Source organism: Achromobacter sp. GW823-FHT04E03 (assembly GCF_058796095.1).
In genome coordinates, this window is record NZ_JBXAIJ010000003.1 from 807,954 (window position 1) to 827,356 (window position 19,403).

General features: G+C 64.4%; 17 protein-coding genes and 1 tRNA gene. 6 read left to right on the plus strand and 12 right to left on the minus strand.

Annotated elements, in window-relative coordinates; translation table 11 throughout:
- Positions 1-223 precede the first annotated feature (223 nt).
- Both AC1RHV_RS23320 and AC1RHV_RS23325 read left to right on the plus strand, forming a co-directional pair.
- Positions 224-913, plus strand: a complete 690-nt coding sequence (locus tag AC1RHV_RS23320) for a glutathione S-transferase family protein (RefSeq protein WP_492302096.1) — start codon at positions 224-226, stop codon at positions 911-913.
- Positions 914-1,090: 177 nt separating this feature from the next.
- Entirely contained in the window at positions 1,091-1,654 is a 564-nt protein-coding gene (locus tag AC1RHV_RS23325) for a PIN domain-containing protein (protein ID WP_233564572.1), read from the plus strand.
- A 15-nt stretch (positions 1,655-1,669) separates the two neighbouring features.
- On the opposite strand, the gene AC1RHV_RS23330 is transcribed toward AC1RHV_RS23325, so the two are convergent.
- The 4 genes from AC1RHV_RS23330 to rpsO form a co-directional block, all read right to left on the minus strand.
- The gene (locus AC1RHV_RS23330; protein ID WP_054450181.1) at positions 1,670-2,887 is read right to left on the minus strand and encodes a threonine ammonia-lyase; all 1,218 of its coding nucleotides are present in this window, start codon (positions 2,885-2,887) and stop codon (positions 1,670-1,672) included.
- A gap of 13 nt (positions 2,888-2,900) precedes the next feature.
- Positions 2,901-3,563, minus strand: coding sequence for a hypothetical protein (locus AC1RHV_RS23335; protein ID WP_370127071.1), 663 nt, complete (start codon positions 3,561-3,563; stop codon positions 2,901-2,903).
- 287 nt (positions 3,564-3,850) lie between these two features.
- Positions 3,851-6,013 (minus strand): polyribonucleotide nucleotidyltransferase, encoded by a 2,163-nt coding sequence (gene pnp / locus AC1RHV_RS23340; protein ID WP_054450179.1) that lies wholly within the window; start codon positions 6,011-6,013, stop codon positions 3,851-3,853.
- A gap of 90 nt (positions 6,014-6,103) precedes the next feature.
- Positions 6,104-6,373 (minus strand): 30S ribosomal protein S15, encoded by a 270-nt coding sequence (rpsO, locus tag AC1RHV_RS23345; protein WP_006223612.1) that lies wholly within the window; start codon positions 6,371-6,373, stop codon positions 6,104-6,106.
- Between the two features lie 312 nt (positions 6,374-6,685).
- Here rpsO and AC1RHV_RS23350 point away from each other — a divergent pair, with 312 nt between their 5' ends.
- A complete protein-coding gene (locus tag AC1RHV_RS23350) occupies positions 6,686-7,204 on the plus strand; it encodes a hypothetical protein (protein ID WP_054450177.1) in 519 nt (172 codons plus the stop codon).
- Between the two features lie 66 nt (positions 7,205-7,270).
- Here AC1RHV_RS23350 and pssA read toward each other — a convergent pair whose 3' ends face one another.
- The 4 genes from pssA to AC1RHV_RS23370 all read right to left on the minus strand — a co-directional run bounded on the left by pssA (position 7,271) and on the right by AC1RHV_RS23370 (position 11,587).
- Positions 7,271-8,044: a CDP-diacylglycerol--serine O-phosphatidyltransferase gene (gene pssA, locus AC1RHV_RS23355; RefSeq protein WP_054450175.1), complete on the minus strand. Its 774-nt coding sequence runs from the start codon at positions 8,042-8,044 to the stop codon at positions 7,271-7,273.
- Positions 8,045-8,221: 177 nt separating this feature from the next.
- Positions 8,222-9,238, minus strand: coding sequence for a ketol-acid reductoisomerase (gene ilvC, locus AC1RHV_RS23360; protein WP_013391929.1), 1,017 nt, complete (start codon positions 9,236-9,238; stop codon positions 8,222-8,224).
- Positions 9,239-9,314: 76 nt separating this feature from the next.
- A complete protein-coding gene (gene ilvN, locus AC1RHV_RS23365) occupies positions 9,315-9,806 on the minus strand; it encodes an acetolactate synthase small subunit (protein ID WP_054450173.1) in 492 nt (163 codons plus the stop codon).
- Between the two features lie 11 nt (positions 9,807-9,817).
- Positions 9,818-11,587: an acetolactate synthase 3 catalytic subunit gene (locus AC1RHV_RS23370; RefSeq protein ID WP_255423500.1), complete on the minus strand. Its 1,770-nt coding sequence runs from the start codon at positions 11,585-11,587 to the stop codon at positions 9,818-9,820.
- A 418-nt stretch (positions 11,588-12,005) separates the two neighbouring features.
- On the opposite strand from AC1RHV_RS23370, the gene AC1RHV_RS23375 reads away from it, so the two are divergent.
- The gene (locus AC1RHV_RS23375) at positions 12,006-14,228 is read left to right on the plus strand and encodes an FUSC family protein (RefSeq protein ID WP_119450786.1); all 2,223 of its coding nucleotides are present in this window, start codon (positions 12,006-12,008) and stop codon (positions 14,226-14,228) included.
- 58 nt (positions 14,229-14,286) lie between these two features.
- On the opposite strand, the gene yaaA is transcribed toward AC1RHV_RS23375, so the two are convergent.
- From yaaA to AC1RHV_RS23390, 3 genes are all read right to left on the minus strand, one after another.
- A complete protein-coding gene (gene yaaA / locus AC1RHV_RS23380; protein WP_054450168.1) occupies positions 14,287-15,057 on the minus strand; it encodes a peroxide stress protein YaaA in 771 nt (256 codons plus the stop codon).
- A 15-nt stretch (positions 15,058-15,072) separates the two neighbouring features.
- A complete protein-coding gene (locus tag AC1RHV_RS23385) occupies positions 15,073-15,855 on the minus strand; it encodes a 3-hydroxybutyrate dehydrogenase (RefSeq protein WP_119450785.1) in 783 nt (260 codons plus the stop codon).
- Positions 15,856-15,957: 102 nt separating this feature from the next.
- Positions 15,958-17,175, minus strand: a complete 1,218-nt coding sequence (locus AC1RHV_RS23390; protein WP_054450164.1) for a cation:proton antiporter domain-containing protein — start codon at positions 17,173-17,175, stop codon at positions 15,958-15,960.
- A 286-nt stretch (positions 17,176-17,461) separates the two neighbouring features.
- On the opposite strand from AC1RHV_RS23390, the gene AC1RHV_RS23395 reads away from it, so the two are divergent.
- Positions 17,462-17,552: transfer RNA gene (locus tag AC1RHV_RS23395), tRNA-Ser, on the plus strand.
- Between the two features lie 853 nt (positions 17,553-18,405).
- Positions 18,406-18,705, plus strand: coding sequence for an EAL domain-containing protein (locus tag AC1RHV_RS23400; protein ID WP_192329814.1), 300 nt, complete (start codon positions 18,406-18,408; stop codon positions 18,703-18,705).
- A 79-nt stretch (positions 18,706-18,784) separates the two neighbouring features.
- On the opposite strand, the gene AC1RHV_RS23405 is transcribed toward AC1RHV_RS23400, so the two are convergent.
- Entirely contained in the window at positions 18,785-19,402 is a 618-nt protein-coding gene (locus AC1RHV_RS23405; protein WP_119450782.1) for a flavin reductase family protein, read from the minus strand.
- Position 19,403: the final 1 nt, after the last annotated feature.

A 19,403-nucleotide genomic window follows, 5' to 3' on the forward strand; every position in this document is an offset into this window, starting at 1 on the left:
CAGACCACGAACAGCGCATCCGCGCTGGCGGCGAAAGCCGAAGTGGTAAGAAAATCCCTCGGCCTCGCGGCCGTACCGGTTCGATTCCGGTCTCGGGCACCACCCCGCCACAGGCCAGGCGTCCATCCTTCGTCGCAAACCGGCGAACGCCTGCCTCGTCAAACTGAAGCGCGCAAAATTGCCCCCGCCGATCTAATCTAGTCCGGTAACCAGGGAGCGCGCCATGATCACCCTCTACTCGTACCCCGGACTCTATGGGCTGGAAGACAACAACCCTTACGGCCTGAAGATCTACGCCTTCCTGAAGCTCTGCCGGCTGCCGTTCGACCACCGGCATACGCTGGACGTACAGTCCGCCCCGCGTGGCCAGCTGCCCTACATCGCCGACGGCGATTTGCGCATCGGCGACAGCGACGCCATCATCGCCTATCTGAAGCGCCAGTACGAACTGACCATCGACGATTCCCTCACGCCCGAGCAGCAGCGCCAGGACTTGCTGGTGCGCCGCGCGCTGGACGACCTGTACTGGGTCATGTCCTATTCGCGCTGGCGCGATGACCGCTATTGGCCGACCTTCCGCCGCGCGCTGCTGGACGCCCACCCGGACGTCACGCCCGAGCAGCTGGAAGGCGCCCGCCAATACAACTTCCAGCGCTACCACTACCAAGGCATAGGCCGCTACGCCCCCGAAGACGCCTATGCGCGCGGGATCGCCGACCTGGAGGCCGTCTCCAGCCTGCTGGGCGACAACGGCTTCATGTTCGGCCCCAATCCGGGTAGCGGGGACGCGGGGCTCTACGGCTTTCTTGCCAATATCTATTTCTACGCCATCGACACGCCGCTCAAACAGTGCCTGGTGTCGCGGCGCAACCTGGTGAGCCTGTGCAATGCCGTGCGCGCCGAACTCGGTTAAGGCCTGACGCCCTTCCCGCGCGCGGCCGCCCGCCCCGGACGGCTTCCAAAAACGTTATTCTTGCGCCTCGTTTTCCACGTTTTTGCCCTGCCCGCCATGCGCCGGCGGGGCTTCAGACCTCACTTGACCGCCGCTTCCTCCTCCCCGCCCTTCATCGTCCTCGACGCCTGCGTCCTCATGTCAGGCATCCTGCGCCGCCTGCTGCTCAGGCTGGCCGAAGCCGGCGTGTACACGCCGGTCTGGACCGACCGCATCGGCGAGGAATGGCGCCGCAACGCCTCGCGCATCTGGGAGATCCCGCCCGAGGTGATGATGGAGATGTGGGACGACATGAACGCGCGCTTTCCCGGCGCCCGCGAGACGGACACCCAGGTCTACGAGGCCTCCTTGCGCTACAGCGACCCCAAGGACTTCCACGTGATCGCGGCCGGCCTGGCGCGGCGCGCGCGCTGCGGCCTGCAACAGCCGCCGGTGGTGCAGGTGCTGACCTGGAATCTGAAGGATTTCAACCGTTCCGAACTGCGGCGCCAGGGGCTGGACGTCTACAACCCCGACCGCATGCTGACGCAATGGTGGCAGGCCGCGCCCGACGCCATCCGTGCGGCGGCGGCACAGGTGCCCGCGGACTATGTGGCGTTGGGGCGCGAACCCGAGCCGCTGTTGGCGACGCTGCACCGCGAGCGCCTGTATGGCCTGAAGAACCTGCTGGCGCGCGACGCCGCGCAGAACGGCGGCGCCTGAACCGCGCCAGCGTGCTCAGTGGTCGTGGTTGCTGGCGGCAAAGCCCGCCGCGTTCAGTATGTCGATCACTTCCTGGATGTGCTCGTGGCCGCGCGTCTGCAGCACGAAATCCACCTCGACATTGCGCACCGGCAATGACGTGAACGCCCGCTGGTGGTGCACTTCGGTGATGTTGGCCTGCGCGTCGGCGATGAGCTTGGTGGCGTGTGCCAGCGCGCCCGGCAGATCGCGCAGGTCCACGCGGATGCGCGCCAGGCGGCCGGCGCGCACCATGCCGCGCTCGATCAGTTCGCCCAGCATCAGCGGGTCGATGTTGCCGCCCGTCAGCACCAGGCCGATGCGCTTGCCCTTGTAGCGGTCGCTGCCCTCTTCCTGCGCGCGCAGCAGCGCGGCCAGGCCGGCGGCGCCCGCGCCTTCGACCACCGATTTCTCGATCTCCAGCAGCACTACGATGGCGTGCTCGATATCGCTTTCGCTGACCAGCTCCAGTCGATCGACCAGCTGGGTGACGATGGGCTGGGTCAGCGCGCCCGGCGACTTCACCGCGATGCCTTCGGCGATGGTGTAGGCGCCCTGCGGCATGGACACGCCCTTGACGGCGGCGTACATGGACGGAAAGCGCTCGGTCTGCACGCCGATGATCTCGATGCCGGGCTTGAGCGCCTTGGCCGCGGTGGCAATGCCGGAGATCAGGCCGCCACCGCCGATGGCGACGACCAGGGTGTCCAGCTGCGGCTGGTCTTCCAGCATCTCCAGCGCCACCGTGCCCTGCCCCGATATGACCGCCTCGTCATCGTACGGGTGGATCATGATCAGGCCGCGCTCCTGCGCCAACTCGTAGCCGCGCGCCTTGGCATCGTCGAAGGTGTCGCCGGCCAGCACCACCTCGGCGCCGAAGCGGCGCGTGTTGGCGATCTTGACGGTGGGAGTGAACCGCGGCATCACGATCACAGCCGGCACGCCCATGCGCTGGGCATGGTAGGCCACGCCCTGCGCGTGGTTGCCGGCGGACACGGCGATCACGCCCTTGGCGCGTTCTGCTTCCGACAGCGTCAGCATGCGATTGAGCGCGCCGCGCTCCTTGAACGAAGCCGTGAACTGCAGGTTCTCGAACTTCAGCCAGATCTCCGCGCCAAAGATGTCGGACAGCGTGCGGGACAGGGTAAACGGGGTCTTCAGCACCTGGCCGCGCAGGTTCTCGCGGGCGGTCTGAATGGAGGCGATATCGATCACAATGGAAATCCTGTTAGCGCACCGGCAGGAAATTGAACAGCAGCAGGCCCTGCGCGTAGTTGATCCCGATGCGCCGCGTGTTCTCGCCCAGCAGGTTCGCGATCAGATCCAGGCGGCCGATGATGGCGCCGAATTCGCGTTCAAAGCTGAGGTTGGTGGCGTTCTGGGACATTTCGTTGGCCAGCAGCAAGGGTTCGCCCTGGGTATTGCGGCGCGACGCCAGCAGCCAGGCGGCTGCCTCGACGTTCCGTGCGGCATTGTAGACCCGCTGCCCGTCCAGCGCGTCGGTGGCGTACAGGCGGGTTTTGCCGTTGTGGGCGGCGATGATGGTGTCGGCCAGGCCGTAGATGAAAGCGCCGACCCGGTCGCCCGAATAGTTGGGGTCCAGGGACACGGCCAGGATCTGGATGTCGCGCAGTCCCGCCAGGTCCTTGGGCGGGATGCGGACTTCGATGGAATGCTTGACCAGCGACACCGCCTTGGCCAGGTCGGGCGCGCCGGACTTGCGCCATTCGCGCGGATTGCGGCGGTAGAGCTTGTCCAGCAGGACATACAGGCTGGCCAGGTTGTCGCGCACCTCCAGCGTGACGGTGCGGTTGAAGTCGGTCTGGCCGAACTGGTCGGCGGACATGTCCTCGCTCTTGGGACCGCCCTTGCCCGGCGCGGGGCTGCTCATGCAGCCGCTCAGCACGGCCGCAAGCAGCGCCGCGGCACTGGCGGATCTGGCCCACGCCGTCATGCCTTGCCCATCCGTTTCCCCCTTCTTTGCCACGTCGCGCAGGCCATCCTCCGTGGTCGGGGGGCCTCGCTCTCGCGCAAGACTTTACAGGAAGGTAAGCGCAGTTGGGAGATGTCCGGGGTCTGAAGAAGCAAGAAGATGAATCATGCCGGCCACAAGCGTGCGCGCCGGCCCATGAAAAACGGCGCCCGCAGGCGCCGTTTCATGCTACCGGTCAAGCAGGCTTATTCAGCTTGCGGTTCCGATTGCGGGGCAGCTTCGGGAGCCGCAGCGGCTTGCTGCTGCTCGATGCCGCCAATCGCCTTGATGGACAGGCGCAGGCGGCCCTTGTCGTCGGCCTCGATGACCTTGACGCGGACTTGCTGGCCGACCTTCAGCACATCGTTGATGTTGGCGATGCGGTAGTTGGCGATTTCCGAGATGTGCAGCAGGCCGTCACGGCCCGGCAGCACTTGCACGATGGCGCCGAAATCCAGCAGGCGCAGCACGGCGCCTTCGTAGATCTGGCCCACTTCGACGTCGGCGGTCAGTTCGACGATGCGGCGCTGGGCTTCCTTGGCCTGCGCTTCGTCGACGCTGGCGATCACGATCGTGCCGTCGTCCGAGATGTCGATCTGCGTGCCGGTTTCTTCGGTCAGCGCGCGGATGGTGGCGCCGCCCTTGCCGATCACATCGCGGATCTTCTCGGGGTTGATCTTGATGGTCAGCATGCGCGGAGCGAAAGCCGACAGCTCGCCGCGCGAACCGTCCAGCGCTTCCTTCATCTTGCCCAGGATGTGCAGGCGGCCTTCGCGGGCCTGAGCCAGCGCCACTTGCATGATTTCCTTGGTGATGCCCTGGATCTTGATGTCCATCTGCAGTGCGGTGACGCCGTTCTCGGTGCCCGCAACCTTGAAGTCCATGTCGCCCAGGTGATCTTCGTCGCCCAGGATGTCCGTCAGCACGGCGAACTTGCCGCCGTCCAGGATCAGGCCCATGGCCACGCCGGCCACGTGATCCTTGACCGGCACGCCGGCGTCCATCATGGCCAGCGAGCCGCCGCAGACCGAAGCCATCGACGACGAGCCGTTGGACTCGGTGATTTCCGACACGATGCGGATGGTGTACTGGAAGTCTTCCGGAGCCGGCAGCAGCGGGATCAGCGCGCGCTTGGCCAGGCGGCCGTGGCCGATTTCGCGGCGCTTGGGCACACCGATGCGGCCCGTTTCGCCGGTGGCGAACGGAGGCATGTTGTAGTGCAGCATGAAGCGGTCGCGGTATTCGCCCATGAGCGCGTCGATGATCTGCTCGTCCTGCTTGGTGCCCAGCGTGGCCACGACCAGCGCCTGGGTTTCACCGCGGGTGAACAGCGCGCTGCCGTGTGCGCGGGGCAGCACGCCCAGACGCACGCTGATGGGGCGCACGGTGCGGGTATCGCGGCCGTCGATGCGCGGCTCGCCGTTCAGGATCTGGCCGCGCACGATGGCGGATTCCAGCGAGAACATGATGTTGTCGACAGCGACGGCGTCCGGCAGCGCTTCGCCCTTTTCGGCGGCGGCGGCGGCCAGCTTGGCCGACACGTCAGCCGACACTTCGCGCAGCTTGGTCGTACGGGCCTGCTTTTCGCGGATCTGGTAGGCGGCGTTCAGGCCTTCCTGGGCAGCTGCGGTGACCGCGGCGATCAGGGCTTCGTCCTTGGCGGGCGCTTGCCAGTCCCAATCGGGCTTGCCGGCGTCCTTCACCAGTTCATGAATGGCGTTGATGACGGCCTGCATTTGCTGGTGGCCGTAGACCACGCCGCCCAGCATGATTTCTTCGGACAGCTGGTCGGCTTCGGATTCCACCATCAGCACGGCGTTTTCGGTGCCGGCGACGACCAGGTCCAGCTTGGACGACTTCAGCTGCGAGGCGGTCGGGTTGATGGCGTACTGGCCATCGATGTAACCCACGCGCGCGGCGCCGATGGGGCCGTTGAACGGGATGCCCGAGATGGCCAGCGCGGCCGAGGCGCCGATCATGGCGGGAATGTCGGGATCGATTTCAGGATTGACCGACAGCGTGTGGATGACCACCTGGACTTCGTTGTAGAAGTCTTCGGGGAACAGCGGACGCAGGGGACGGTCGATCAGGCGCGAGGTCAGCGTTTCCTTCTCGGAGGGCTTGCCTTCGCGCTTGAAGAAGCCACCCGGGATGCGGCCGGCGGCGTAGGTCTTCTCGATGTAGTCAACGGTCAGCGGGAAAAACGTTTGACCCGGCTTGGCCTTCTTGGAAGCCACGACGGTGGCCAGGACGACGGTGTCCTCGATCGACACCACAACGGCGCCGGAGGCCTGGCGAGCGATCTCGCCAGTTTCCAGGACGACCGTGTGCTGGCCGTACTGGAACGATTTTGTCACTTTGTTGAACATGACGATTATTCCTTACAAATGAAAAACCGTGGCCGTCGCGACATACGTCGCACCGACCACGGTTGCGTCATGGGGAGCCAGCCCCGTCGATCACTTGCGCAGACCGAGTTTTTCGATCAGTGCGCGGTACGAATCGGGATTGCGGCCCTTGAGATAGTCGAGCAGCTTGCGGCGACGGCTGACCATACGGAGCAGACCGCGGCGCGAGTGATGGTCCTTCATGTGTTCTTTGAAGTGACCGGTCAGTTCGTTGATGCGGGCGGTGAGCAGAGCCACCTGAACTTCGGGGGAGCCGGTATCGCCTTGAGCGCGTTGGAATTGCGCGACGATATCGGATTTCTTGATGTCAGCTACAGACATTTATGACCTCTTCGGACATGCGACAGGGCCGAGGTGCCCTGACGTGGTTTGGAAAAAATTTGCGCGAACCTGGCGGAATTCGCTTTCTCACTGCTGCCATTGATGACTCAAACAGAAGCCTGGAATCCGGGTGTTGGACGCGGTGTTTCGACACCGGGGCCTGGCACCTGGACCAGCTCTGCGGCCAGCGCAAAGGATGTTGCAAGATCAATACACTTGATAAAGCTCGATGATTATAGCCGATTCGCTAGAATTACCCCAATGAGGGCCGCCTGCCCCGCCGCAGGCCGCGATGCCACGTAAGGAGAAGATATGTCTAAATATTACAGAAGCGCGCGCCTGGCACTGGCTGCCGCCGCGTTGGCCGGCCTGGCCGCCTGCGCAAACATGGCCCAGATTCCTCCCGGCACGCCCTACGCCGACGTGCAAGCCCAGTTCGGCCGGCCCAACTTCGAATGCCCGCAAGCCAATGGCGGGCGGCGCGTGATCTGGACCCAGCAGCCCATGGGCCAGTACGCCTGGGGCACCAACGTCGGCGCGGACGGACGCGTGGGCCAGGTGGTGCCGCTGCTGACGGACGAACACTTCAAGGTGCTGAGCGAAGGCGTATGGGGTCCCGACCGCGTGCGCTGCGAATTCGGCCCGCCCGCCAAGATCGAGGAAGCCGGCCTGGGAGAAAAGCGCGAGGTGGTCTGGTCGTACCGCTACAAGGAAAACGGCGTCTGGAACTCGCTGATGTATGTCTACATGAGCCGCGACGGCAGCAAGCTGACGCACTTCCATCCCGGCCCGGACCCCATGTACGACGACGACCGGTTCATGTGGCGCTGATTCCCCCGCCTCTCTCAAAAACAAAACCCGCCATCAGGCGGGTTTTGTTTTCAAGGCGTGCACCAATCAGGACGATTGGTTGCGGCGTTCCTGCGTCAGGCGGCGCGCGCGGTTCCAGCGCCAGGCCCACATGATCCAGCCCGACAGGCCGTACAGCACGAACAGGCCGAACAACACGACCGGAGGATCGCTGGACACGAACACGAACACGGCCACCACCAGCAGGATGCCCCAGAACGGCACGCTGCGGCCCAGGGCGAAGCTCTTGCCGCTGAAGAACGGCGCATTCGACACCATGGAAATGCCCGCGTACATGGTCAGCGTGAACGCCGCCCAGGCCATCAGGCTGTCATGGATGGGCAGCTTGTTGTCCACGGCCAGCCAGACGAAACCCGCCACCAGCGCGCCGGCAGCCGGGCTGGGCAAGCCCTGGAAGTAGCGCTTGTCGACCACGGCGATGTTGGTGTTGAAACGCGCCAGGCGCAGCGCGGCGCCGGCGACATAGACGAACGCGGCCAGCCAGCCCCAGCGGCCCAGGTCGTTCAGGATCCATTCGTACATGACCAGCGCGGGCGCAACGCCGAAGGAGGTCATGTCGGACAGCGAGTCGTACTGCTCGCCGAAGGCGGACTGGGTGTTGGTCAGGCGGGCAACCCGGCCATCCATGCCGTCCAGCACCATGGCCGCGAAAATGGCGATGGCGGCCACTTCGAAGCGGTCGTTCATGGCCTGCACGACGGCGTAGAACCCCGCGAACAGTGCCGCGGTGGTGAACGCGTTGGGCAGCAGGTAGATGCTGCGGTGGCGGTTCTCGGAATCGCGCATGGAAAAATTGGGCATGGTCTCAATAACTTACAACGAACATTGAAAGGTTAACCCATCTGGCCCCGCTTGCGGGGCGGAGCAAGCCGCGTGCCTGGCCAATCGAGGGGAAGCCTGCAAAAAAAGCGGCATGCCCTCGCAGGCATGCCGCTTCGACCCTGATTGCGCGGGGCAGGCCCCGCGCAATGGCATGGATCAGTTCTTGGACTTGTCCACCAGCTTGTTGGCGGCGATCCAGGGCATCATGGCGCGCAGCTTGCCGCCCACTTGCTCGATCTGCGATTCCGCGTTGATGCGGCGGCGCGAGGTCAGCGTCGGAGCGCCGGCGGTGTTTTCCAGGATGAACTTCTTGGCGTATTCGCCGGTCTGGATGTCCGTCAGGCACTGGCGCATGGCCTTGCGGGTTTCGTCGGTGACGATCTTCGGGCCGGTTTCGTACTCGCCGAACTCGGCGTTGTTCGAGATCGAGTAGTTCATGTTGGCGATGCCGCCTTCATAGATCAGGTCGACGATCAGCTTCAGTTCGTGCAGGCATTCGAAGTACGCCATTTCGGGCGCGTAGCCGGCTTCCACCAGCGTGTCGAAACCGGCCTTGATCAGTTCGACGGTACCGCCGCACAGCACGGCCTGTTCGCCGAACAGGTCGGTTTCGGTTTCTTCGCGGAAGTTGGTTTCGATGATGCCGGCACGGCCGCCGCCGTTGGCGCTGGCGTACGACAGGGCCACGTCACGCGCGGCGCCCGACTTGTCCTGGTACACGGCCACCAGATGGGGCACGCCGCCGCCTTGCTTGTAGGTGTTGCGCACGGTGTGGCCCGGGGCCTTCGGGGCGATCATGATGACGTCGATGTCTTCACGCGGCACGACCTGGCCGTAGTGCACGTTGAAGCCGTGGGCGAACGCCAGGGCGGCGCCGGGCTTGATGTTGGCGTGCACTTCCTTGTTGTAGACCGAGGCGATGTTCTCGTCGGGCAGCAGCATCATGACGATGTCGGCGGACTTGACCGCGTCGGCGACTTCCTTGACTTCCAGGCCGGCGTTGGCGGCCTTATTCCACGAGGCGCCGCCCTTGCGCAGGCCGACCACGACCTTCACGCCGGACTCATGCAGGTTCTGCGCGTGCGCGTGGCCTTGCGAGCCGTAGCCGATGATGGCAACAGTCTTGCCCTTGACCAGGGAGAGATCGCAGTCTTTGTCGTAGAAAACTTTCATGGTTGTGCTCCAGATTCCAGTATTTTGGATATTTGTTTAATTCAGATGTAGGGTGCGGCTTGGCCTGGAAGGCCGGTCAAATCTTCAAAATCCGTTCACCGCGTCCGATGCCGGACACGCCGGTGCGCACGGTTTCAAGGATTGCACTGCGGTCCAGGGCCTCCAGGAAGGCCTGTACTTTTTCCTGCACCCCGGTCAATTCGATGGTGTAGGACTTGTCGGTCACGTCGATGATGCGGCCGCGGAAGATATCCGCCATGCGCTTCATTTCCTCGCGCTCCTTGCCGACCGCGCGCACCTTCACGAGCATCAGCTCGCGCTCGATGTGCGCGCCTTCGGTCAGGTCGACCACCTTGACCACATCCACCAGGCGGTTCAGGTGCTTGGTGATCTGCTCGATGATTTCATCGGAACCGGTGGTCACGATGGTCATGCGCGACAGCGTGGAGTCCTCGGTGGGCGCCACGGTCAAGGTCTCGATGTTGTAGCCCCGCGCGGAAAACAGGCCCACCACGCGCGACAGCGCGCCGGGTTCGTTTTCGAGGAGGACGGAAATCACGTGCTTCATGGGTGGCCTCCTTACAGGTCTTCAGAGCCGAGCAGCATTTCGGTCAGCCCGCGGCCGGCCTTGACCATCGGCCACACGTTTTCGGTGCGGTCGGTGATGAAGTCCAGGAAAACCAGGCGATCCTTGTGCTTCTTGAACGCTTCGCGCAGCGCCGGCTCGACGTCCGCCGGTCGTTCGATGCGCAGACCCACGTGGCCATAGGCCTCGGCCACCTTGACGAAATCGGGCAGCGAATCCATGTAGGACTCGGAATAGCGCGAACCGTAGTCGATCTGCTGCCACTGCCGGACCATGCCCAGGAAGCGGTTGTTCAGGCAGATGATCTTCGGCGTCAGGCGGTACTGGTGGCAGGTCGACAGTTCCTGGATGTTCATCTGGATCGACCCTTCGCCCGTGATGACGGCGACGTCGTGCCCAGGATTGGCCATCTGCACGCCCATGGCGTACGGCAGGCCCACGCCCATGGTGCCCAGGCCGCCGGAGTTGATCCAGCGGCGCGGCTTGTCGAACTTGTAGTACTGCGCGGCCCACATCTGGTGCTGGCCCACGTCGGAAGTCACGAAGGCGTCGCCGCCAGTCACTTCCCAGAGCTTTTCCACCACGAACTGCGGCTTGATGACCTCGTCCGAGTTGGCGAACTTCAGGCATTCCTTGCCGCGCCAGGACTCGACCTGCTCCCACCACTTGGCGATCGGAGCGGGCTTGTGCTCGGCCGCGGCGATGTCGTACTGCGCGCTGAGGTCGGCCAGGACGTCCTTGACGTTACCGACGATCGGGACGTCCACGCGCACGCGCTTGGAGATCGACGAGGGATCGATATCGATATGGATGATCTTGCGGGCGTTCTGGGCGAAGTGCTTGGGGTTGCCGATCACGCGGTCGTCGAAACGGGCGCCGATGGCCAGCAGCACGTCGCAGTGCTGCATCGCCATATTGGCCTCGTACGTGCCGTGCATGCCGGGCATGCCGACGAACTGGCCGCTGCTGGCCGGGTAGCCGCCCAGACCCATCAGGGTGCTGGTGCAGGGCGCGCCCAGTTGCGACACGAGCTTGTTCAGCTCGGGCGCGGCGTTCGACAGGATGACCCCGCCGCCCGTGTAGATCATGGGACGCTCGGCGGCCAGCAGCATCTGCACGGCTTTCTTGATCTGCCCCTGGTGGCCCTTGTTGACGGGCGCATAGGAGCGCATCGAGATCTCGCCCTTGGGCGGCGTGTACTTGCACTGCGCGATGGTGATGTCCTTGGGGATATCCACCAGCACCGGGCCGGGACGGCCGGTGCGCGCGATGTAGAACGCGCGGCGCATGGTTTCGGCCAGGTCCTTGACGTCGCGCACAAGGAAGTTGTGCTTGACGCAGGGACGCGTAATGCCGACGGTGTCGCATTCCTGGAAGGCGTCCTCGCCAATGGCCGCAGTGGGCACCTGCCCGCTGATGATGACCATGGGGATGGAATCCATGTAGGCGGTGGCGATGCCGGTGACGGCATTGGTCACGCCCGGTCCGCTGGTCACGAGGCAGACGCCGACCTTTTGCGACGAGCGCGAATAGGCATCGGCGGCGTGCACGGCGGCCTGCTCGTGACGAACCAGGATATGCTGGAATTTGTCTTGCTTGAAAATCGCGTCGTAGATGTAAAGCACCGCGCCGCCGGGGTAGCCGAAAACGTGTTCCACGCCTTCATCGGCCAGGCAGCGCACGACGATATCGGCGCCATTCAGTTCCATGTTGTCATTCCTTTCAGTACCGGCCCTGCAACCCTGACTGCTGCTCGCCCGGATACGGCGGCAACTGAACCCATACCGGTCCCGACAACATGATCCGGCGCTTTGCGGCTCACGGAGCCACGCCACCCGGACACCTTGCCGACCCGGCACACGCTCGACAGAACGCAGTGCAAACGCCCCTGGGGGACGCTGGAGGTCGAAATGGAAGCCTTGGCAACACACGCTTGTGGCGCGGCCAACGGCAGGTGTAACTGCTGCGGGATGGCTGGGAGGTGACCCTGGCAATCCGCCTCAACGCACCGGTTTCGGATAGGCAGACCGATGCAAGTGGAGCAATTTACCGCGTTGCGTCAAAGGTAGCAAATCGACTTTTCTTCGACCGTTGCTTGGAAGGTTCGGTAACTATCCGACCCCAAAAATTTAGGCAGTCTCTCTATACTTGTTTCGTCATCCGAAACCGAGCCGCCGCCTCATGGATTTGCGCATTGCCAGCATCCGCCGCTTCCTCTACAGCCACTACTTCTTCGGAGGGGTGCGTCAGGGGGTGGGGATGCTGTTGCCCGTGCTGGTGCTGGGCGGCCTGTTCGGCAACTACACCACGGGTCTGGTTGCAACGTTCGGGGCGCAATGCCTGGCCATCATCGACCAGCCGGGCGGGCCGCAGCGCCACCGCACCAACGAGATGCTGGGCGGCGCCGCGCTGGGCACGCTGACGGTCATCATCACAGGGCTGGCGTCATCGCACCCCGTGCTGATCTGGCTGGCGGTCATCGCGCAGTGCTTCGTCTATTCGATGTTCACGGTGTTCGGCAAACGCGGCGGGCTGATCGGCTTTGCCGGCCTGTTGCTGATGACCCTGACCATGCATTCGCCGCTGGCGCCCCATGAGGTGCTGGCGCACGCCGCGGCCACGCTGGGCGGGGCGCTGTTCTACGTCGCATTCAGCCTGGGGTTCTCGCGCCTGTTCTGGCTGCGCGAGGAGCAGCAGGCCATGTCGGTGGCGCTCTTCGCCACCGCCGACTACGTGGCGGCGCGCGCCACCTTCTACGATGAAACCGCCGATCTGGACGACGCCTACCGCGAGCTGATCCAGCGCCAATCCGTCATGACGGAAAAGCACCAGGCGGCGCGCGACATGGTGCTGCGCGCCCTGCCCCGCGGCAAAGGCCTGGGCGACCGCCAGCGCGTGATGATCTGGAACATGTTCGTCGATATGCTGCAGCTGCTGGATACGCTGGTGGCCACGCATACCGACTACGCGGCGCTGCGCCGCGCGCTGGCCGGCAGCGACTGCCTGATGTTCATGCGCGATGCGCTGGTGAAGATGTCGCTGGAGCTCAACCGCATCGCGCTGGACGTGTCGCGCGGGCGCAAGGTGCAGTACCGCAGCAGCGCCAAGGCCGAATTGCGCGCCATCGAATACGAGATCGAACAGCTCAAGCAGCAGGGCCTGGGCGAGCGCGAGCCCGAGATGCTGGCGCTGATCGTCCAGGTGCTGCGCCGGCTGCGCAATTCGGCGCGCATCGTCGACCGCCTGGCCGACCACACCGCCGCTTCGCCCGACGCCAAGCCCACCGACGTGCTGCGCATCAACAAGTCGCTGACGCGCTTCATTTCGCGGCAGGAATTCCGCGTGGGGCTCCTGACCAGCAACCTGCGCCTGGATTCGCCGCACTTCCGCTATGCGCTGCGCGTCACCGCGGCCGCGGCCATCGCCATGACGCTGGCCAGCCAATGGCTTTCGCCAGCGTTTTCCGCGCACAACTACTGGATCATGCTGACCATCGTCATCATCATGAAGCCGGGTTTCGCGCTGACCCGCCAGCGCAATAGCTGGCGCCTGACGGGCACGCTGATCGGCTGCATCCTGGCCCTGCTGCTGTTCAACCTGACCGACCGGCCCGAACTGCTGTTCGCCGCGCTGCTGGGCGCCTGCATCATGGGCAACAGCCTGGTGCAGCTGAACTACATGGCCAGCGCCACCTTCAACACGCTGTTCGTGGTGCTGGTGTTCCACTTCGTGTCGCCGGGCACGGTGTCCATGTCGGTGATCGGCGAACGCGCCATCGACACGTTGATCGGCTGCGCGCTGGCGCTGATCTGCAGCTACATCCTGCCCTGGTGGGAGGCCCGCTACCTGAAACCGCTGGCGGCCGCGGCCACGCGCGCCAACCGCGAATACCTGATCGCCGGCCTGCGCTACGTCGAGGCCATGCAGGCCCACGGCGCGCCCGTGGGCGCCGCCGCCGGCGAGACTCCAGCGGTCACGGACGCCGACCTGGCCTGGCGGCTGGCGCGCAAGAACGTGCACATCTCCTTCAGCAATTTCGCCGAGGCTTTCTACCGGATGATGAGCGAGCCCACGTCGCATCAGGTAAGCGTGCCTGAGCTGAACAACCTGCTGATCCAGAACCACATCCTGGCTTCGCAGATCACAGCGGCCATCCCCATTCTGGCCAGCCTGCCGGCTACGCCCGAAGCGGTACAGCGGGCGCTGACCGGCATGGTGGACCTGTTGGATGAGAACCGCGCGCAGGCGCCGGCCGGCCTGCCGACCCAGTTCGACACGGAAGGCGAACAGGCGGCGCTGGTCTATCCGGTCAAGCAGATGCTGAAGGCGGCGCACATGATCCGCCAGGAACTGCACGCGCTGGCCGATCCCACGCACGCGCCGCCGGTGGCGGCGGCAGCGTGACCGGCGTGGATGGCTCTGACGGGAATGGGGAGTCCCGGGCGCAAGGCCCGGGACCGGATCAGACCTTGCGGCGGAACACCAGCTTGTCTTCCGACGAGGCAGAGGCGTCGAACTTGTAGCCTTCCAGGTCGAAGCCTTGCAGGCCTTCGGGCTTGGACACTTTGTGCAGGATCGCGTAGCGCGCCATCAGGCCGCGCGCGCGCTTGGCGTGGAAGCTGATGACCTTCCAGGCGCCGTTCTTCCAGTCCTGGAATACGCATTGCACGACGCGCGCCTTCAGCGTCTTCAGGTCGACCGACTTGAAGTATTCCTCGGACGCCAGGTTGACGATCACGGGCGCCTTCTGGCCGGCCTGCCGTTCGTTGAGATAGTCAGCGATGGCCGGGCCCCAGTACTCGTACAGGTTCTTGCCCTTGGGCGTGGCCAAGCGCGTGCCCATTTCCAGGCGGTAGGGCTGCATCAGGTCCAGCGGGCGCAGCACGCCATACAGGCCGCTCAGGATGGCCACGTGCTCTTGCGCCCAGTCCAGCTGCTTGGCCGACAGGGTCGCGGCCTCCAGCCCTTCGTAGACGTCGCCGTTGAAGGCCAGCACCGCCTGGCGCGAGTTGGCCTGCGTGAAGCTGCGCTTCCAGTGGGCATAGCGCTGCACGTTGAGTTCGGACAGCGCCGGGCTCAAGCTCATGAGCTCGGAGATGTCCTCGGCCGACTTGGTCTTCAGCACCTTGATGAGGCCGGCGGCCTGGTCCACGAACAGCGGCTGGGTATGCGTCTCGATGTGCAGCGGCGAGTCGTAATCCAGCTTCTTGGCGGGAGAAAGCAAAAACAGCATTCGGGAATTCCTTTTTTAGCGTGCCGTCCAGCCGCCATCGACCGAGACGGACGTACCTGTGATTTGCGCGGCGGCGTCCGAGGCCAGGAACACGGCGGTGCCCCCCAGTTGCTCCGGCGTCACGAATTGCAGCGACGGCTGCTTTTCGCTCAGCAGTTCGCGCGCGGCGGTTTCCTGGTCCACGCCATCTTTTTCCGCCAGCGCGGTGATCTGCTTTTCGACCAGCGGAGTGCGTACCCAGCCCGGGCAGATGGCGTTGGCCGTGATGCCCTGGCCGGCCGTTTCCAGCGCGGTGACCTTGGTGAAGCCGACCACGCCGTGCTTGGCGGCGACATAGGCCGACTTGTTCGCCGAAGCCACCAGGCCATGGGCCGAGGCGATGTTGATGATGCGGCCGAAGCCCTGCTTCTTCATGTGCGGCAGGGCGGCGGCGGTGCCGTGGAACACTGCCGACAGGTTCAGCGCCAGGATCGCGTCCCATTTTTCAGCGGGGAAGTCCTCGATCAGCGCGGTGTGCTGGATGCCGGCGTTATTGACCAGGATGTCGATGCGGCCCAACTGGCGCACGGCGTTCTCGACCAGCTCGCGCACGGCCGCGCCCTTGGACAGGTCGGCGCCGTCGTAGATGACCCTCACGCCATGCTTGTCGGCCAGGCCGGCGCGGAGCTTTTCGATTTCGGCCGCATCGCCGAAGCCGTTCAAGACGATATCGGCGCCTTGCTGGGCGAAGGCAGTGGCGATACCCAGGCCGATGCCGCTGGTGGAACCGGTGACAAGGGCGACTTTTCCTTTAAGCATGAGCATTCTCCTGTGGTCGGGCACATTGGACGGGCCAAGCAAGGGTCAAGTGTAGCTGCCCGGCATGACGGCAATCATGCCATGCCCGTACGGCCCGCAGGGTCAAGCAGCGGGAGGAGGATCGCGCGGCGCAGGAGGTTTCGGCGCCTCGTCCTGGACCGGTTCCGCTGCCGGCAGATCGGCCATGCCGCCCCGGTTCTCGGGTATGCGTTCCAGCAGCTTGATCAGCATCGGCACCACGCCCATCGAAATCGCCACGATGACGGACAGCAAGTCGCGCTGTTCCAGGTTCATCAGATTGTTGTCCCAGGCTTCGTTGAAGATGGCGAAGCTGAACTCCCCGCCCTGCGCCAGCGCCAGCGCGAATAGCAGGCGGTGATAGCGCGGCAGGCCCAGAAAGCGCGAAAAGCCGTACAGAATCAAGGCCTTGACCAGCAGCAGCGCGAATACGCCTACAAGAATGAAGGGCCAGTGGTTGGCCACCACCTTCAGATTCACGGACATGCCGATGGCTACGAAGAACAGGCCCAGCAGCAGCCCCTTGAACGGGTCGATGGCCTTTTCCAGGTCATCCCGATAGCGCGACTCGGCCATCAGCACGCCCACCAGGAACCCGCCCAGGCCCGCGGACAGGCCGGCGTAGTCGAACAGTTGAGCAGCGCCCACCACCATCAGCAGGGCGGCGGCCGTGAACAATTCATTCAACTGCGCCTTGGCAGCCCAGCCCAGCAGCCGCAGCCGGTACGCCGCCGCGACCACCACCACGGCGATCAGCGCCTCCTTGAAGGAAGGCGCCGAGGCGCCATCCGAACCCAGCAGGCCCGCCGCCACCAGCATCGGGATCGCCGCCATGTCCTGGAACAGCAGTATCCCCAGCGCCGACCTGCCCAGGGGCGTGCGCGTCAGCACGCGTTCGTCCAGCAGCCGCAAGGCCACCGCCGTGGACGACAGGGCCAGCGACAGCCCGCAAAGGATTGCCGCCTGCCATTCCATGCCGGCCAGATGCCGCAGCGCCGCGCCGAACACCACCGCCAGCAGCAGCCCGCAGGCCAGCATCTGCAAGGAACCCAGCACGAAGACTTCGTTGCGCATGGCCCACAGGCGTTTGGGCGAGAGCTCCAGCCCGATGATGAACAGCATCATCACCACGCCCCACTGGGACACATTGATCATGGTGTCCACATTGGTGACGAGCCTGAGGCAGGACGGCCCCACCAGCACGCCGGCCAGCAGATAGCCCGGGATCGCGCCCAGGCCCAGCAGCTGGGTCAGGGGCACGCACAGCACGGCCGCAAGCAAAAGGATAAGGATGAGATCCATGGGACTAGCGGTTCCGGGATGAGCGCCGAGAAAAGAAGAGTGCCGGGCAGGGACGCCGGGCATGTCGGAATTCTGGGCAAAGATCGCCGCCGCTGAAAGCCGGTTGAAACCCGCTGTGGGGGACTTTCAACCAACCCCTTTACACAAACAAAAAAAATCCTGTAGAATTGCGGGCTTCGCTGCTTCGACAACGAAGATCCTTCCGACCAGGGATCTTTAGTGGAAGACCCGGCCCTTGGGGTAACCCAGGCCAGCCAGGAACACCACCGTTACGAAACCCAGCCACGGAGAGGTGGCAGAGTGGTCGAATGTACCTGACTCGAAATCAGGCGTACGGTATCCCCGTACCGTGGGTTCGAATCCCACCCTCTCCGCCAAGTATTGCAAAAAAGGCCAATCCCTCGGGATTGGCCTTTTTCTTTTTCCTTCGGACTTCATAAAAACTAAAAACGCACAGGCTCGGCGCGCGCCGGCTTGCGTGTAGGCAAGCCTGCGCCATTCCGATGCTCGCCCCGGTGGGGCTGCGCTTCGGATGGCTCCGGGGGTCCTCGGCTGGTAGGCGCCTAATGCGTTGGTTTTGGATCCCGTAATGGGCAGATGCCGCGAGCCGGTGGCCGGACGGAGGGATCCGAAGCGCAGCCCCACTGGGGCGAGCATCGGAATCCCGCAGTCCGGACGGCGGCGACTCAAGAACGCTGCCTCACAAAACCGAAGTGCGGGGCGGTAGGGCTTCGAGCTTGCGGATGCCAGAGTCCTTTAGCCGCCGAGGCTGCCCTGCGCCATTCCGATGCTCGCCCCGGTGGGGCTGCGCTTCGGATGGCTCCGGGGCCCTCGGCTGGCAGTTGCCTAATGCGTTGGGTTTGGACCCCGTTCATGGGTAGATGCCTTGAGCCGGTGGCCGGACGGAGGGATCCGAAGCGCAGCCCCACCGGCGCGAGCATCGAAATGGGCCGACAGCGCCCCATCGCCAGATATGGACCCATGTCACTTTGGCACCATATGGCAAGCCGCAGACTCGAGCCCCCCATCGGCGCGCCAGGAGTATTCAGAGCGAGGCAATACCTGTCAAGACAGGAAGATCGGCGTCTCCCATGCCTTTTCGAGACCGGCTTGAACGGCTGCTTCGTACTTGGCATCGAATGGCAAGACCCGGCTGCGGCATTCTCCTAACCTAGGCCGACGCCCAGTTCTTTCGACGCCCGCAATCCCTCCAACAGCTAGAGAGGGCCCATGTATCACCATGCTGCCATTCAGTCATTCCATGCGCTGCAGGATGCGTTGAGCAACCGGAAATACCTGTCGATCTCCCGAATAAAAATCGACAAGACCTTTATCGACGAAGTTGTCGTGAGCAAGAAGGATCAGGGCATAGTCGGGGCCATCGTCATGCTGGCCCAGGCCCTGGAGGTGGATGTGGTCGCCGAGGGCGTGGAAACGGCCGAGCAATTTGCCTATCTACGGAACATTGGCTGCTCAGCCTTTCAAGGCTTTCTGTTTGGCAGACCGTGCGAAGTTTCCGACTTCCTGTGAGCGCTCCCGTCGCCCCGCGGGCCACTACGCTCTGCGCATCCATTGCAGCAAGCGAAGGCGGGGCCGCCCCGCCTGACTATCACAAGGGCGCCGTTGGCCGCGCCAATTGGAACAGGTCCGTGCTGCGCGCGTACCAGCCGCCGCCGTGCATGCGCGCGATCAGCCCCATGGCCGGCGTGTCCATGTAGCCGCGCTCGGCGTCCTGCACATAGGCATCGTCGACGTGCGCGCCCAGCACCCGGCCGATCACCACGAGCTGGCGCGGGCCGGTCACGATGGTTGCCTGGCTGACGCACTCCAGCGACACCGGACTGCCCTTGATCAGCGGGGGACGCACGTGTGTAGCCGGCAGCGCGGTCAGGCCGGCCGCCGCCATCTCGTCCACGTCCGCCGGGTAATCCGCGCAGGTCTGGTTCATCTGCGCAACCAGCGACTCCGGCACCAGGTTCACCACGAACTCGCCGTTCTCGATGATGTTGGCGCCGGAATCCTTCAGTTCGCCGCTGGCATGGCGCATCAGGCCGATGGCGACCGTCGGCGGCTGAGGCCCCATGACATTGAAGAAGCTGAAGGGAGCCGCGTTGACAACGCCTTTGTCCGAAATGGTGGTAAGCCACGCGATCGGGCGCGGGGTGACGGTCGAGGTCAGCACGTTGTAGACCGTCTGCGTCGGCAAGGCGCTGAAATCAAAATGCATG

What these genes read in the sequence shown, in the direction of transcription:
- AC1RHV_RS23350 (WP_054450177.1), top strand. Translation starts at nt 6,686, where the DNA reads ATGTCTAAATATTACAGAAGCGCGCGCCTGGCACTGGCTGCCGCCGCG.
- AC1RHV_RS23385 (WP_119450785.1), bottom strand. Translation starts at nt 15,855, where the DNA reads ATGCTTAAAGGAAAAGTCGCCCTTGTCACCGGTTCCACCAGCGGCATC.
- AC1RHV_RS23325 (WP_233564572.1), top strand. Translation starts at nt 1,091, where the DNA reads ATGTCAGGCATCCTGCGCCGCCTGCTGCTCAGGCTGGCCGAAGCCGGC.
- AC1RHV_RS23335 (WP_370127071.1), bottom strand. Translation starts at nt 3,563, where the DNA reads ATGAGCAGCCCCGCGCCGGGCAAGGGCGGTCCCAAGAGCGAGGACATG.
- ilvC (WP_013391929.1), bottom strand. Translation starts at nt 9,238, where the DNA reads ATGAAAGTTTTCTACGACAAAGACTGCGATCTCTCCCTGGTCAAGGGC.
- AC1RHV_RS23375 (WP_119450786.1), top strand. Translation starts at nt 12,006, where the DNA reads ATGGATTTGCGCATTGCCAGCATCCGCCGCTTCCTCTACAGCCACTAC.
- ilvN (WP_054450173.1), bottom strand. Translation starts at nt 9,806, where the DNA reads ATGAAGCACGTGATTTCCGTCCTCCTCGAAAACGAACCCGGCGCGCTG.
- AC1RHV_RS23400 (WP_192329814.1), top strand. Translation starts at nt 18,406, where the DNA reads ATGTATCACCATGCTGCCATTCAGTCATTCCATGCGCTGCAGGATGCG.
- rpsO (WP_006223612.1), bottom strand. Translation starts at nt 6,373, where the DNA reads ATGTCTGTAGCTGACATCAAGAAATCCGATATCGTCGCGCAATTCCAA.
- AC1RHV_RS23405 (WP_119450782.1), bottom strand. Translation starts at nt 19,402, where the DNA reads ATGCATTTTGATTTCAGCGCCTTGCCGACGCAGACGGTCTACAACGTG.
- AC1RHV_RS23320 (WP_492302096.1), top strand. Translation starts at nt 224, where the DNA reads ATGATCACCCTCTACTCGTACCCCGGACTCTATGGGCTGGAAGACAAC.
- pnp (WP_054450179.1), bottom strand. Translation starts at nt 6,013, where the DNA reads ATGTTCAACAAAGTGACAAAATCGTTCCAGTACGGCCAGCACACGGTC.
- pssA (WP_054450175.1), bottom strand. Translation starts at nt 8,044, where the DNA reads ATGCCCAATTTTTCCATGCGCGATTCCGAGAACCGCCACCGCAGCATC.
- yaaA (WP_054450168.1), bottom strand. Translation starts at nt 15,057, where the DNA reads ATGCTGTTTTTGCTTTCTCCCGCCAAGAAGCTGGATTACGACTCGCCG.
- AC1RHV_RS23390 (WP_054450164.1), bottom strand. Translation starts at nt 17,175, where the DNA reads ATGGATCTCATCCTTATCCTTTTGCTTGCGGCCGTGCTGTGCGTGCCC.